Below are 15,056 nucleotides of genomic sequence, written 5' to 3'. Positions count from 1 at the left end.
TTCGGAGGGCAAATAACTCAAATTGCGAGCAGCAGGGCCTCAGGACTTCCTTGTGCAAGGGACGCGACGATGCCAAGCCCCGTTCGCAGTTCGCTTTCGTTGGTCGACCCGAGGGAAATGCGCACGGCCGGCGTCCATCCCTGTTCGGCTGTGCGGAATGAAGTGCCGGGTGCAATCGCAACGCCGTGGAGGCGCGCCTGGGAAACGAAGGTTTCCTCCACGTGGCCGCCGATAAGTGGCAGCCAGACGTGAAGGCTCTGCGGATGGTCGCGATAGGACAGGCCCGACAGCATCTCCGAAGCGATTCTGTGCCGGCTCTTAAGTGCCTGACGCTGCCAGTTGACCAGGTCGAGTGCGGTTCCGTCGCTGACCCAGCGCGTTGCGATCTCGGCAATCGCCGGCGTCGCCATCCAGTTCGAGACGAGATGACGATTCGCAACGGCAGCCACGTAACGATCCGGAGCTGCGAGGTATCCGATCCGCAGTCCCGGCACTGTTATCTTTGTGAAGCTCGTGACATAGAGCGTCCGCTCCGGTGCAAAGGCCGCAATGGGGGGCGCTCGATCTTCCACCATCGGACCGAGAATGTCATTTTCTATGATGGCAATGTCATGCCGGGCAGCGACTTCTGCGAGCTTCCGGCGGCGCGTTTCGCTCATCAGCGCCGCCATCGGATTGATCACCGAAGGCTGCAGAAACACGGCACGGATCGGCCCCTTGCGGCATGCCTCGTCAAGAGCATCGGGAATCATGCCCTCTTCATCGATCGCAAGACCTTCGAGATGAAGGCCGAGATAGCTTGAGAGTGGCACCAGTGTGTGGTGACTGATCGCTTCGGTTGCGATCGTCGATCCCGGAGGCGCGACGCTCATCAGGGCAACGGTCATGCCTGACGTGGCTCCGTTCGTCAGGCTGATGTTCAGGGGCGATACCTCAAGCCCGCATCGGGCAAGCCATTCGGCGGCGACGACACGGTGGCGCGGAAAGATCATGTTCGGACGGAACGAAAGGGCCGAGCTCGATGGCAGGTTTTCGGACAGCCAGCCGAAGGCCTGGCGCATCTTTTCGAGATGGATCTGTTCGCAAACCGGCTTAAGGATCGAGAGATCGATCACCTCTCCGAGGCGTTCCGGCAGATAGGGAGGCTCTGGCTCGCGTGGTCGCGTCTGCACGAAGCTCCCCCGACCGATCTCTCCGGAAAGCAGTCCGCGCCGGATCAGTTCGTCATAGGCACGGCTGACGGTTTGAACCGAGAGCTTCAGGTCGTCGGCCATCTTCCGATGAGGGGGAAGCCGCGCGCCGTCGACCAGTTTGCCGTCCGTAATGGCGCTGGCAATCTGCTCTGCAAGCGAAAGATAAGCCGGCCTTCGAAGCTGGGACGGGTCGGGGCGCCAGTTTGTCATGATTTAGACAGTGATAAAAATCAGTTCAATTGACAATGGCAAAATGCACACCCATTGTCTTTTCCTCACCTTTGGAATGATTTAAGCGGCATGGGACAACATGAAACTGGACGCCGTCGACCTGCGTATTCTCGATGCAATCCAGCGTGATGGGCGCATCACCAAGCTTGCACTCGCTGAAAAGGCAGGACTTTCGCCGACACCTTGCTGGATGCGGTTGCGCAAGCTCGAGAAGGCGGGGATCGTCACCGGCTACCACGCACGCATCGCGCTTCGCCGGATTGCACCCGTGGCAAGCGTCATGGTGGAGGTAACGCTTAGCAATCACCGCCAAAGCGATTTCGAGCGTTTCGAACGCGTTATCGCCGGTATCCCGGAAATCGTTGGCTGCTGGTCGGTCGGCGGCGGGATCGACTATTTCCTGAAGATTGTGGCGCCCGATATCGACGCCTACCAGCGCCTGATCGACGGTCTCCTGGACCGGGAAGTCGGGATCGAACGCTATTTCACCTATATCGTCACCAAAACCGTCAAGGACGAGGCGGTTTTGCCCATTGTAACCCTCGTTCATCCAGGAGACTCCAGAGACGGGACATAGACAGATCATGCCGTCAGCGGCCTGGTCATAGACAGTCTCTCTCTTTGAACACCCGTCAAAGGACAAAATCTCGCTTCTTCTCGTGAAAGACTCCGGGCATCGGCAACGAGGAGACAGGTCATGACCGCGGTGTTTGCCCGCCCAGAATTCCACACTGCGCTTTCCCGGATCAAGGACAAGCATCTGCTGCGCGATCTCGCCTATGTTGGTGGCCGATGGTCTGCTGGCATCGATGGTCGGAGCTTCGAGGTGACGGATCCGGCTACCGGGATGACAGTTGCATGGGTGGCGAGCCTTGGCGCCGAGGAGACCTCACTCGCCATAGATGCCGCCACGCGGGCCATGCCGGCCTGGCGTGCCTTGCTGCCCCAGGAACGCGGACGCATTCTGCGGACCTGGTATGAGCTGATGCTCGCAGCGAAAGATGACCTCGCACTCATCATGACCCTGGAGCAGGGCAAGCCTCTTTCCGAATCCCTTGGCGAAATCGACTACGCCGGATCCTTCATCGAATGGTACGCTGAGGAGGGAAAGCGGCTGAATGTGGAATCGGTGACCAGCCACCTGCCCGGTGCCGAGATGATCGTGCGAAGGGAAGCGCTCGGCGTCGTGGGCATTGTGACACCCTGGAATTTTCCATCAGCAATGGTCACCCGAAAGGCGGCCGCAGCGCTTGCCGCCGGATGCACCGTCGTCGCGCACCCCTCCTCCGAAACGCCCCTCTCCGCCCTCGCCCTTGCGGAGCTTGGCGAGCGCGCGGGCATTCCGAAGGGCGTTTTCAATGTCATCACCGGCGAGGCAGCCACCATTGTCGGCCGCATGTGCGCCGACGACCGGGTGCGCGCAATCAGCTTCACCGGATCGACCGAAATCGGCCGGCTGATTGCCGCAAAATGCGCGCCGACGATGAAAAGGCTGGTCATGGAACTTGGCGGTCACGCACCTCTTATAATCTTCGAGGACGCCGAGATCGAGCAGGCCGCGAAGATCGCCGTGGATGCGAAATTTGCAACATCAGGCCAGGATTGCCTCGCTGCCAACCGTGTCTTCGTCCACCGTTCCATCGCCTCCCGTTTCGAGGCGGCCTTTGCGCGACGCATCAGCGAGCTGAAAGTCGGCGACGGTCTGTCCGCCGGCGCAGAAGTTGGTCCTCTCATGCATGAGCGAGCCATTGCGAAGGTCGAGCAACACGTGGCGGACGCCCTGAAGCGTGGCGCCAAGCTCGTGACCGGCGGCAAGCGGCACACGACCGGCAGGCTGTTCTTCGAACCGACGCTCCTGACCAATGTGTCGGACGATGCCCTGATAATGCGTGAAGAGACCTTCGGACCCGTCGCCGGTATCACCGTGTTCGATACCGAGGAAGAGGTGGTCGCTCGGGCCAACCATACCGAGTACGGCCTCGTCGCTTACGTTGTCACCGCCAATGGCGCCAGACAGATGCGCCTCGGCCGCGCGCTCGAATACGGCATGGTCGCGATCAATCGCGTAAAGATCACGGGCGGGCCGATCCCGTTCGGCGGCTGGAAACAGTCCGGCCTTGGCCGCGAAGGATCGCGCCACGGCGTCGAGGCCTTCACCGAACTCAAATATCTCTGCATCGACACCGCCGCCTGATGGCGCCGGTAAAAAATCTCTGACGACCGACATCGAGGACACTGCCATGCTGAACAGAAACAACGAGCTCAACGCCTGGGATCGCGACCACTTCTTCCATCCCTCCACGCATATGGGCATGCATGCCCGCGGCGAAACACCGACGCGCGTGATCACATCGGGCGAAGGCGCCTATATTACCGACGCCAACGGGCGCACGAGCCTGGACGCCTTTGCCGGTCTCTATTGCGTCAACGTCGGCTATGGGCGCCAGAAAATCGCCGACGCCATTGCCAGCCAGGCAAGCGATCTTGCCTATTATCACGCCTATGTCGGCCACGGGACCGAAGCCTCGATCACGCTGTCGAAGATGATCATCGATCGCGCTCCCAAGAACATGAGTCGCGTCTATTTCGGCTTGTCCGGCTCGGATGCCAACGAAACCAACATCAAGCTGATCTGGTACTACAACAACATCCTCGGCCGGCCGGAGAAGAAGAAGATCATTTCACGCTGGCGCGGTTATCACGGCTCCGGCGTCATGACAGGCTCGCTGACGGGTTTGGAGCTGTTTCACAAGTCCTTTGACCTGCCGCGTGCACCGATCCTTCACACCGAAGCACCCTATTATTTCCGCCGTCCGGATCGCTCGATGGACGAGCAGCAGTTTTCGCAATACTGCGCAGACAAGCTCGAAGAGATGATCCTGACGGAAGGACCCGACACCATAGCCGCCTTTATCGCGGAACCAATCCTGGGCACGGGCGGCATCGTGCCGCCGCCGTCGGGATACTGGCAGAAGATCCAGCAGGTGCTCGACAAATACGACATCCTTCTTGTCGTCGACGAGGTCGTCACAGGTTTTGGTCGTCTTGGCACCATGTTCGGGTCGGACCACTACGATATGAGGCCCGACCTCATCACCATCGCGAAGGGCTTGACGTCGGCCTACGCTCCACTGTCGGGCACAATCGTGTCCGACAAGATGTGGCACGTGTTGGTGCAGGGGTCGGATCAGATGGGCGCGATCGGACATGGATGGACCTATTCAGCGCATCCGATCTGTGCTGCGGCCGGGATCGCCAATCTCGAGCTCATCGACGAGATGGACCTCGTGAAGAACGCCGGTGCAACGGGTGCCTACTTCCGTGAGGAGCTTGCAAAGGCTGTCGGCTCGCACAGACACGTCGGCGAGGTTCGGGGCGACGGGCTGATGGCGGCGGTGGAATTCGTGGAAGACAGGGACGATCGAAGGTTCTTCGACGCTTCCCGAAAGATCGGACCGCAAATCGCAGCAGCACTTCTAGCACGCGGGGTGATTGGCCGCGCCATGCCGCAGGGAGACATTCTTGGCTTCGCGCCACCGCTCTGCCTGACCCGCGAGGAAGCAGACATCGTCGTCAGGGCTGCGGCTGAAGCAATCGAAACCACGTTCAAAACGCTCTGAGGACCTCCGATGACAATCCTGCCTAAAACCATGGCGGCGGTTCAGCTTGTGGGTCATGGCGACCTGGACAAGCTCGTCTATCGCACCGATGTGGCCGTTCCGCAGCCCTCTGCCGGGGAAGTTCTGATCAAGGTGTCGGCCTGCGGAATGAACAATACCGACGTCTGGGTCCGCCAGGGAGCCTACGGGACCGAAGACGATCCCGCGGCTGTCTCCACCTGGCGGCGGCAAGGCAACACGTTGAGTTTCCCGCGCATCCAGGGCACCGACACGGTTGGCCACATCGTTGCCACAGGTAAAGGTGTCGCTGCAGCACGCATCGGCGAACGGGTAATGGTCGATTTCTCGATCTATAACCGGGAAGACGACAGCCTTGCCGATATCGACTACATCGGACATGGCAGAGATGGCGGCTATGCCGAGTACATGGTGCTGCCTGCCGAAAACGCCCATCTGATTGCGACGGATCTCAGCGACATCGAGCTTGCCACATTCTGCTGTGCCTATCTGACAGGCGAACGCATGCTGGAGCGGGCGCGGCTGGCAGCTGGAGAGCGGGTCCTCGTGACAGGTGCATCCGGTGGTGTTGGCTCAGCCATCATCCAGCTTGCGCGCGCCCGCGGTGCAATCCCGATTGCATTGACCGCAGCGGGCAAGGAACAGGCCCTGCTCGATGTCGGCGCCGAGGTAGTCGTCACGCGCGGCGGTGACCTGGTTGCCGACGTTCAGAGTGCAGCAGGAGGCAAGCCTATCGATGTTGTCGCGGACCTGGTTGGCGGCTCTATCTTCAATGACCTCCTCAAGCTTCTGAAGCCCGAGGGACGATACAGCACCGCGGGTGCCATTGCAGGGCCTGTCGTTCAACTCGACCTGCGCACCATGTATCTCAAGCAACTCGAACTGCATGGCTCGAGCCAGGGAAGTCGCGCCGATTTCCGGCGGCTGGTAGGCTATATCGAGGACAAGAAGATCCGGCCTATTGTCGCCGGCACCTATCCACTGTCGGAATTCCATCGGGCTCAGCGCGACTTCATGGCGAAGAACTTTGTGGGCAAATTGGTCGTTGTCCCTGACCGGAACGACACGAAGACCGTAGGGCCGTCATGATCCACTCGTTCAGCGGGGCGGGCATCTGCGCCGCCCGACATTGTTTGCGGGAGCCTTGCTGCTCGTCTTGATGGTCCTGCTCAAACCATGGGTTTCCCAGGTTGCTGTTGCGGCGCTCGTGGCCATCATGGTGATGGTCTCTATCGACACGTTTGACTGGTCTTCATTGAGGACGTTACTGGTTCACCCGAAACTTTCGAGCGTCGTCATGGTCGCGACCGTGCTCGTTACCGTGCTCCGTTCGAATCTGGCTCTGGGCGTGACGGTCGGCGTCCTCCTCAGCGGTGTGTTCTTCACGCTCAAGGTGGCCCGACTACTTGATGTCGAAGTCTAGAGGAATGTGGCTGGTGTCGTTTGACCACCGGGTCTCGGGCCAAGTATTCTTCGCCTCGGCAGCCATATTCGTGGACGCTTTCGATATTGAGGAGGCAGAAGGCATGGCCGTTCTGATTGACGTCTCACACGCTCACTTCTGGGACGTTACCGCTGTCGCTGCTCTCGACAAGGTCGTCGACCGGGTCAAGTCTCATTCGATTGCCGCCAAAGTCCTGGGCATGAATGAAGGAAGTGCAACGCTGATCAACGACCTCAATGGTTCGAGCGGTCCTGCAGGAAGCATAAGTCGTCAACCAGATCCGGGCGACGGGCGGAAAAGTCGATCGCCTGGCGGCACCAGATCGACCGGCTTTCTCCCGCGCGCCTCGATCGGACCAAGGTCCGTTCTGCCGATGAGCATCCGTAGCTGACTGTTCAAATTTCAATGGTGCTGGGTGAATGGGTACGACGTACTGGCCGAAGATCCCTTGTTCGGGGACGACATGAATGTGCTGACCTCAATCTTGCGGCGGTGGTGTGGCAAACATCAGCGCGACTTCAGCGGCGAGGAAAGCCGGGCGAAGGCCCGCGAACTCGTGGAATGGTTTGGGTTTGGGGTGAAAGATCCTGTTGAGATTGCCGAACTGATCGAAGGCAGGCATTGGCAGCTCGAACGAATTTGACCCAGAAGCCTATCTCGGGCAATTCGTCGGCAAGCACGCGCTGATCTCCCGCATTTTCCCATGAGACGACCGCCGGCCCTTGCCGGGCCAGCATCGACGGACCTCCATACTCCCGGATCTGGTCGAACCCGGAACTTTGAGGCATCGTGGCGCATTCTTTGTTATCCCGAGGGAGAGAACGCCATGAAGTGCTGCCTCTACGCCATCGTCGCTTTGATTTATTACGGGATCACTGCAGCGGCATTCGCCGACGAAACACCCTTCCTCCAATCTCTAGCTGGAGATTGGATTGGTGGAGGGATGATGAAGCGATCTACGTCATCGTCGCCCATCAACCTGGACTGCAATTTCAAGACTCAGGCTAGTGGAGTTGCGCTTTCGATGAAAGGGACATGCCGGGGCATGATCGTCGTCACGCGCGCGGTCTCAGCAAACATCAAGGCCAATGGTACGCAATACGCCGGGACTTACATCGGGCCGTCCGGCGGCGTATCAGGTTTACAAGGCAGGCGAAACGGTGACGCGATCAACCTCGCCGTGCACTGGTCCCGCATAATCAACGGCGATCGAAGCGCAACCATGACCATCCAACGCGTTGACGACAACGCCATAAGAATCCGAACCGTCGATAAGGACCCGGCGTCCGGCCAGCAGGTGGTTACAAGCGAAATCAACCTTCGGCGCAACTGATGCAACTACAAGAATGTAACCACTCGTCGGAGCAGCAAAGCCAACCTATATATTGACGCAAAGCCCGACGATTTCCGCCGGCATAAACCGGAGATATAGATGAGCCGTGATCCATACGAGCTTCTCGGCGTAAAGAAGGACGCCTCGCAGAAAGAGATTCAGAGTGCATTTCGCAAGCTCGCAAAGAAGCTTCATCCCGATCTCAACCCGGGCGACAGGAAGTCGGAGGAACGGTTCAAGGAAATCTCGACCGCCTACGAGTTGCTCAGCGACGAAGAAAAGCGCGGTCGCTTTGACCGCGGTGAAATTGACATAACAGGTACCGAGCAGGCACCGCGCAACTACTACCGGGATTACGCCTCCCAGCCAGGTACGGGAAATCCCTACCAGAACAGCGCGGGTTTTGCCGATTTCGGCGACCACGACGATATCTTCTCCAGTTTCTTCTCCAACCGTGCCCGGTCCGGCGAATTCCGTGCGCATGGCCAGGACCGCAACTACTCGATGGAGGTCGATTTCCTCGACGCGATCAACGGAACGAAGACCCAGATCAGGCTCCCTGACGGGCCTGCGCTTGATCTTCGGATTCCCCCAGGCACGCGCGACGGTCAGACCCTTCGATTAAAGGGCAAGGGGGAGCCCGGGATCGGTGGCGGCCCCTCCGGCGACGCCTATGTGGAAATCAGGGTGCGGCCGCATCCATTCTACGTTCGAGATGGAGACGACATCCGTTTCGAACTGCCGATTTCGCTTCGGGAATCCGTGCTCGGTGGCAAGGTCCGGGCGCCTACTCCAACCGGGGCGGTCAACCTCACCTTGCCTCCGCATTCGAACACGGGGAAAGTTTTGCGCCTGAAAGGAAAGGGCGTTCCGAAAAAAGGCGGAGGTGCCGGTGACATCTATATCTCATTGAAGATCATGCTGCCGGATTCACCCGACCAGCAACTGACCGATTTCATGAAAAGCTGGACGGCGGGTGAAGCGCAGGATCCGAGAAAAGGCATGGGAGAATAGCCATGGATGATCTTGAATTCCGACGTTTCCTGAAGATCGACCTGACGGTACTTGAGGTCTGGGTCGAACAGGGATGGCTGCTGCCGCAGACCCGGGATGGTGCACGCAACTTTCGTGACACGGATGTCGCTCGTGGGCGCCTTATCCTCGACCTTACGCGGGATATGGGTGTCAACGAGGCGGGCGTCGACCTGATCATGGATCTCATCGACCAAATTCACGGACTGCGCGGGACACTGCGAGATGTGCTGGCTGTCATGGACGAACAAGACGAGGACGTAAAGCGGAGATTGCGCGGAAAGCTGGATGAGCTTTCCGGCACTGTCGGCCTTTGACAAGGCCCCCAAAACCCACCTGTCCAACCGAATAAAGGTGTTTATTCACATCTTTGCGCTGGTTATCTCATTTGCCTGATTAATACATCGCCCTCACCACAGGTTGGTTGTTGGCGGCAGTTCCTTTCCGTGAAAAGCACGTCGCTAGGCTGCAAAGAGACACAAGGTTGGCCGGGACACCCTGCCAAGAGCCATCGCCGTGCTCCTGGGGTGCCAGACCCACTCTTCTGATCGCAATCGACGCTTTTCCCTCAACGACTGCACCCTCGCGGCGGCAGTCGGTTCACGGACAACAGCAAATGACAGCACAGCAGAGCAAGCAGTAGGGTGAGCAGAACGGTGCGCGTTTCTTTCCCCACGGGCCGCGCCGCACGCACCGATTCAAGCCCGCAGCCCTAACGTTGGAGGCTTTTGTTGCCAGAAAGAGTTATCTCTGGAGGCGGTTCCTTCGCTCCATTAGAAGCTCATGCTCGACCAGTTGCTTACCTGCTGGGCTGAGACTAACGCCATCAACCACGTCCTCAGTGACATTCACTTCTTTGAATCTGCGGATCTGGTCGTTCGGGATGTCAGCGGTTTCGTGCCGATAGAGATGCAAGAGCCAGCTCCATTCTTCGTACGTGAAGTCCCTCCGAGCGATCATGCCAGTGTCCTCCGACCAGTGTTGACGAGACAGGAGCCGAAGCTCCCGACAAGCAAGCACTGTGCGCCGTCTTGGTCCCTCGCGTCAAATGGCATGCTAAGACCTGGGCTGCGTCGATTGTGGTCCGTCCGTTTCCGTAGACGTTATCCTTCGCGGAAAAAACAAACTCAATAGCGTTGACTAATCAATTAGTATGCACTAATTGCTATGGAATGTCTGAACCTGAAAACATCACCGTTGTTCTGCGCGCCCTCGCCGACCCGACCAGGCGCGCCGTGTTCGAACGGATTGCCAACTCAGACGAGATCACCGTCGTCGAGTTGACCCGGGGAAGTAACGTTACACAAGGCGCCATCTCACAGCATCTCAAGTCCCTGAAGCAGGCCGGCCTCGTCAGTGAGCGACCGGAGGGACGTAACGTCTACTACCGTGCCCAGCGAGGTGGCCTTGAGCCACTGGCCGACTGGATGGACCATTACCGCGTTTTCTGGCGTGAACGTTTCACCGGCCTCAGAGATCTCCTAAAGGAAATTGACCATGAATGAAAAGCTGAGACCGCGAGCTCAAGCCATTGTTCTCGATGAGGTTTTCCCGCACGCCCCGGAGGTTATCTGGAAAGCTCTGACAACCGGGGACTTGATCGCCCGATGGCTAATGCCGCCAAAAGGCTTCGATCCTGTTATCGGCAACCGTTTCACGTTCCAAACGAACCCGTCCGGTGAATGGGACGGTGTCATCCGTTGCGAGGTTCTGGAAGTCCTGCCAAATGAACGGTTCTCCTTCGCCTGGAAGGGTGGCCACGAGAGTAATGAAGGCTATGGATCGACATTGGAGACGGTTGTCACTTTCAGTCTTTCCAAGGCTGGGGACGGCACTCGCCTCCACCTTGTTCATTCAGGTTTCATGCTTCCCAAGAACGACACAGCCTATCGCAACATGAGCGACGGCTGGAGGAAGGTGGTCACAAGGCTCGACACTGTGGTCGCCGAAGAGACGTCTTCGCAAACACTGCATTAGAACGAGGAAATCGGTATGAGCAAATCCTACACCGGTGGCTGCGCCTGTGGCGCGATCCGCTATGACGTCGCCGGCGAGCCGGCGGTCATGGTTGACTGCCAGTGCCGTCAATGCCAGCGGGACAGCGGAACGGGCCACCAATCTCACCTGACATTCGTCGCCGCAGAGGTGAAACTCGAGGGAAATGCGTCGCACTGGCAGACAGTGGGTGACGGCGGCACCGTAAAAAGGCGTGGCTTCTGCCCGACGTGCGGTTCGCCTGTCTACCTTGCATTTCCTGACATGCCGGAAGTGTTCATCGTCACGCCGGCGAGCCTGGACGATCCAAGTCGCTTCAATCCACAATTTGTGTCTTGGACCAAAGCTGGACAAGCATGGGACTATCTCAATCCGGCCCTACCGAAATTCGACAGGATGCCGACGACATGACGTAAGCGGCCTTTTGCAAGGTATGACCGGACAACATCGGGGCATCCATCGGTTTTCCTCTCGTTAGGCTGCGACCGGTGAAGGTAATCCGTGATTGGTTCACATGGAGGTTGTCGATCACCTTTCTTGGGGCGCCGGGTGATTTCTCGCCCAGATCCGCACAAAGTGGTTTCCCAAGACGGTGCGGAGAAGAGCCGTTTAGTCGTGCTTCCTGTTAGCATCTCAGAAAAAATCGAAAATTCTTCACAAGCACCCTTCCGTTCTGTCCCCGATCCGCATAGATCACGGTCACAGACGTGGCGGACCGAACCGGACCGATCTCGCGAGGGCGATTAGCTCAGTTGGTAGAGCGCCTCGTTTACACCGAGGATGTCGGGAGTTCGAGTCTCTCATCGCCCACCATTCTTCTCGCAACCCTTTGCTTACAAACGGTTTTGCCATTAACCGCGCCATGCATTTCGTGCACCCGCGACGCTTAATGTGTCATGATCAGCTTTTTAATGCCCTTGGGGACGCGACCTTACACCGAACACACCTTTGACTGAGCGGCCGAACCCATCTGTCGAGCAATGTCTCAGGCTCCGCTCGAAGGATCCCAAATACGCGGGGTAACCAGATCAAGGGAATTTGGAGGAGTTGGCCATTGAAGATCGCCAATCCGGCCCTACTTCACTGTGTCGCGAAGGGAGGCGGCAAATGCAAGACACCGATCTTCTTATTCTCTCGAGGGCCGTGCAACAGTGGTACCGGTATTACGACGTAGATCCGGACGAGCAGGCCTCGACCTTTCTCAACCACGCAGCAATCAAGTTTTTCGATCAAGGCTATCGCTCGGTTGAGGGCATCGCCACGATGTTGATCGATAACTACGTCGGCGAATGGCCGATGAAAAGTAACGCGCCGGGCACGAATACGCTTCAGTAGCCCGTTCTCGAGCGGAAAATCCTATCGCTTCGGTCTCGGCCTCGCGCCGAACTGTGTCCCGGGGTCAGTCTGACCCCGGGACCATTCGCGGTGACATATATTGGACGACGAAGGCAGTTCGACATGGGCGACGCGCCGGCCAATGGCGCGGCGAAGGCTTCGATGGCAACGAACGCGTGCTTTCCGCGACCGCCGAACCCGTTGTGACTGATCTGGCGGTATGCCGCTCGCAACAGTCGCGATCTCGAGAAATCGACGCCGCGGGTTCGGTCGTGCCGCCACGAAGCGCCTGTCCTACAGGGGTCGACCGTTTTCGCCACTATTTTGGCGTTCACGAGACGACCGGCACGCGGTTCTGTTTCCGAACGGCTGGAACATTCCCGGTGACCTGAAGTTCGATGATCGCAGCATTAGCCCTCAACGCTGCGATGGCTGTTGCCCAATGGACAGCCGTGATGGCCCGGCCCTGTCCGACACAGTACCGGGCTTTCTCTTCCGAGCGAAGACATGCCATCAACGTGCATTGGCAGTCATGGCCTCCCTCGCAGCCCGCACAACGGCATCGGTTGTGATGCCGAACTTTTTGTAGACGTCGCCAATCTTGCCTGATGCACCAAAGCTGTGCATGCCGACGAACCTGCCTTGAAGTCCTAAATAGCGGTCCCAGCTGTCCTGAACGGCCGCCTCCACTGCGACACGCGCAGTGCCCTCCCTCAACACGTCGCGTTTGTATTCCTGCGACTGGGCCTCGAACAGTAGCCTGCATGGCATCGAAACGACCGCGGCCCGGACCCCCTCCGTTTGGAGTCTCTCCCGGGCCTCCACGGCAATATGCAATTCCGAACCCGTCGCCATAATGGTGAGCTGCCTATCCCCGCCCTCCGCCTCAATCAGGACATAACCACCCCTCGCCGAAAGGTTTGCCTGTCCGGGGATCCGACGTAACAACGGCATCGGCTGGCGAGACAATGCAATTAGAGCAGCCTGTTTGGGAGCAGCGAGGATGGCTTCCCAGCACTCTGCTGTTTCGATCGGATCGCCGGGGCGAAAGACAGCAAGGCCTGGAATGGCACGCAGCGCTGTCAAATGCTCCACTGGCTGGTGGGTTGGGCCATCCTCACCCAGCCCGATAGAGTCGTGGGTCATGACGAAGATGGATCTTACCTGCATCATCGCTGCAAGCCGAATGGCTGGCCGTGCATAGTCGGAAAATGTAAGGAATGTCCCACCATAAGGTATGAGGCCGCCATGGAGTGCGATGCCATTCATTGCCGCAGCCATTCCATGTTCGCGAACGCCATAATGAATATATGACCCATCGAACTTGCCCGGTGTGATTTCGATTTGTGATTTTGCCTTGGTATTGTTCGACGGGGTGAGATCAGCCGAGCCCCCAAGCAGCTCCGGCATCGCCAACGCCAAGTGGTTCAGGACGACGCCACTGGCTTGCCTTGTCGCCAGATCCTTCTCGCTGGCGAGCAGCTCAACCTTCGCTGCCTCGATCGCCTTCTTCCAGTCAGTCGGCAACTGCCCTTTCATCCGTCGTTCGAAATCGCCCCCAAGGTCGTCCTTTGCGGTTTGGACGCGGACAGCCCAGGCCATGCGTTCGTTGCGTCCGCGCGCGCCAATGTGGCGCCAGCTATCGAGCAGTTCTGAAGGGATCTCGAACGGTCGCGCCGTCCACTCGAGCAGCTTTCGAGCTCCCGCGATTTCCTCTTCCCCGGGAGCGTCACTATGAGCCTTCTGGGTTCCTGCCTTGGTCGGAAAGCCAAAACCGATGATTGTCTTGCAAGCTATCATCGAGGGGCGGTCGGTGGCCTTCTGCGCTTCAATGATGGCCGCCCTTATCGCGTCGGTGTCATGGCCATCAATTTCCTGAACATGCCAGTTGGCTGCGCGGAACCGGGCGGGCTGATCGTCGGATTCCGCAAGGCTCGTTGCACCGTCTATCGAGATGGAATTGTTGTCCCAGAACGCGATCAGCTTTCCGAGCTTCAAGTGACCGGCAAGCGTTATGGCCTCCTGGCTGATACCCTCCATGAGGCATCCGTCGCCGTTGAAGACATACGTGTAATGGCTCGACAAATTATCTCCGAACCTTGCATTCATGATGCGCTCAGCAAGAGCAAGACCCACCGCGTTGGCGAGACCCTGCCCGAGCGGGCCGGTCGTGGTCTCGATGCCGGTCGCGTGGCGGTACTCCGGGTGTCCGGCGGTTCTGCTGTCGATCTGGCGGAAGTTCTTGATCTCTTCGATTGTCATGTCCTTATAGCCGGTCAGATACAACAGGCTGTAAAGCAACATCGATCCATGGCCGTTCGAGATCACAAAGCGGTCGCGATCGAACCAATATGGATCGTCGGCGTCAAACTTCAGGAATTCGGAAAACAGAACGACGGCAATGTCGGCCATGCCCATTGGCATCCCGGGATGCCCACTATTGGCTTTCTGAACCGCATCCATGGACAAGAAGCGAATGCAGTTGGCTAGCTTTCGTAGATGCTCGTCCTTCGCGGCTGAAACTGGTACCTGGGAGTTTGTCATCTGTATCTCCGAAAAAATCGCTGAACGGCAAGGCCGTCAGCTGTGCTGGCAGGCACGAAAGCCCTTTCCAAATGAAGCTCCTGCTTCACCGGCCTGATAGCGCGCGAAAGGTCCCATCTTTTCTCGGTCTTCAAGCCATCGACGGGGCGCCGTTGGTTCCCATCGCACCTGCCAATAGGCCCGACAAAAGGTGACGGGCGTCACCGCTGCGCCGGTCTGCCTCGGGGAAGGGTTGCCTTTCTGAAACATCTCGAATCAGTCGGAAGGTAGCGCTGGCCCTCGAAAAGCAAGCCATAAACTCTACGAGGCAT

General features: G+C 58.4%; 13 protein-coding genes, 1 tRNA gene and 2 pseudogenes. 14 read left to right on the top strand and 2 right to left on the bottom strand.

What is annotated here, in order from left to right; all coding sequences use genetic code 11:
* Nucleotides 1–17: 17 nt before the first annotated feature.
* On the bottom strand, nt 18–1,403 hold the full coding sequence (locus tag FHT97_RS17945) for a PLP-dependent aminotransferase family protein (RefSeq protein ID WP_183757573.1): 1,386 nt from the start codon (nt 1,401–1,403) through the stop codon (nt 18–20).
* A 100-nt stretch (nt 1,404–1,503) separates the two neighbouring features.
* On the opposite strand from FHT97_RS17945, the gene FHT97_RS17940 reads away from it, so the two are divergent.
* From FHT97_RS17940 to FHT97_RS17875, 14 genes and pseudogenes are all read left to right on the top strand, one after another.
* On the top strand, nt 1,504–2,001 hold the full coding sequence (locus tag FHT97_RS17940; protein ID WP_183863837.1) for an Lrp/AsnC family transcriptional regulator: 498 nt from the start codon (nt 1,504–1,506) through the stop codon (nt 1,999–2,001).
* Between the two features lie 120 nt (nt 2,002–2,121).
* Complete coding sequence (locus FHT97_RS17935; RefSeq protein WP_183863836.1) at nt 2,122–3,618, top strand: NAD-dependent succinate-semialdehyde dehydrogenase; 1,497 nt, start codon at nt 2,122–2,124, stop codon at nt 3,616–3,618.
* Between the two features lie 46 nt (nt 3,619–3,664).
* Nucleotides 3,665–5,044 (top strand): aspartate aminotransferase family protein, encoded by a 1,380-nt coding sequence (locus FHT97_RS17930; RefSeq protein WP_183863835.1) that lies wholly within the window; start codon nt 3,665–3,667, stop codon nt 5,042–5,044.
* Between the two features lie 9 nt (nt 5,045–5,053).
* The gene (locus FHT97_RS17925; RefSeq protein WP_183863834.1) at nt 5,054–6,151 is read left to right on the top strand and encodes an alcohol dehydrogenase family protein; all 1,098 of its coding nucleotides are present in this window, start codon (nt 5,054–5,056) and stop codon (nt 6,149–6,151) included.
* Nucleotides 6,152–6,188: 37 nt separating this feature from the next.
* Nucleotides 6,189–6,744 (top strand): annotated as a pseudogene (locus tag FHT97_RS17920) (STAS domain-containing protein); the annotation flags it as partial.
* A gap of 181 nt (nt 6,745–6,925) precedes the next feature.
* Nucleotides 6,926–7,149 (top strand): annotated as a pseudogene (locus FHT97_RS17915) (hypothetical protein).
* A gap of 183 nt (nt 7,150–7,332) precedes the next feature.
* Nucleotides 7,333–7,839 carry a hypothetical protein gene (locus FHT97_RS17910; RefSeq protein ID WP_183757578.1) on the top strand — a complete coding sequence of 169 codons (507 nt, stop codon included), beginning with the start codon at nt 7,333–7,335 and terminating at the stop codon, nt 7,837–7,839.
* A 99-nt stretch (nt 7,840–7,938) separates the two neighbouring features.
* Nucleotides 7,939–8,853: a DnaJ C-terminal domain-containing protein gene (locus tag FHT97_RS17905; protein WP_183757579.1), complete on the top strand. Its 915-nt coding sequence runs from the start codon at nt 7,939–7,941 to the stop codon at nt 8,851–8,853.
* 2 nt (nt 8,854–8,855) lie between these two features.
* Entirely contained in the window at nt 8,856–9,188 is a 333-nt protein-coding gene (locus FHT97_RS17900) for a chaperone modulator CbpM (RefSeq protein WP_183757580.1), read from the top strand.
* An 855-nt stretch (nt 9,189–10,043) separates the two neighbouring features.
* Nucleotides 10,044–10,376, top strand: a complete 333-nt coding sequence (locus tag FHT97_RS17895; protein ID WP_183757582.1) for a metalloregulator ArsR/SmtB family transcription factor — start codon at nt 10,044–10,046, stop codon at nt 10,374–10,376.
* Entirely contained in the window at nt 10,369–10,848 is a 480-nt protein-coding gene (locus FHT97_RS17890) for an SRPBCC domain-containing protein (RefSeq protein ID WP_183757583.1), read from the top strand. The genes FHT97_RS17895 and FHT97_RS17890 overlap by 8 nt, the downstream gene beginning before the upstream one ends.
* A 15-nt stretch (nt 10,849–10,863) precedes the next feature.
* Nucleotides 10,864–11,277 carry a GFA family protein gene (locus FHT97_RS17885; RefSeq protein WP_183863833.1) on the top strand — a complete coding sequence of 138 codons (414 nt, stop codon included), beginning with the start codon at nt 10,864–10,866 and terminating at the stop codon, nt 11,275–11,277.
* A 326-nt stretch (nt 11,278–11,603) separates the two neighbouring features.
* Nucleotides 11,604–11,679 (top strand) — tRNA-Val (locus FHT97_RS17880).
* A 294-nt stretch (nt 11,680–11,973) separates the two neighbouring features.
* Complete coding sequence (locus FHT97_RS17875) at nt 11,974–12,201, top strand: hypothetical protein (protein ID WP_028828150.1); 228 nt, start codon at nt 11,974–11,976, stop codon at nt 12,199–12,201.
* 513 nt (nt 12,202–12,714) lie between these two features.
* On the opposite strand, the gene tkt is transcribed toward FHT97_RS17875, so the two are convergent.
* The gene (tkt, locus tag FHT97_RS17870) at nt 12,715–14,745 is read right to left on the bottom strand and encodes a transketolase (RefSeq protein WP_183863832.1); all 2,031 of its coding nucleotides are present in this window, start codon (nt 14,743–14,745) and stop codon (nt 12,715–12,717) included.
* Between the last annotated feature and the right edge of the window lie 311 nt (nt 14,746–15,056).

This window comes from Rhizobium sp. BK399 (assembly GCF_014194695.1).
Taxonomy (GTDB): Bacteria; Pseudomonadota; Alphaproteobacteria; order Rhizobiales; family Rhizobiaceae; genus Rhizobium.
Note: the sequence above shows the minus strand (reverse complement) of the source record. Positions and strands in the feature narration are given on the sequence as shown.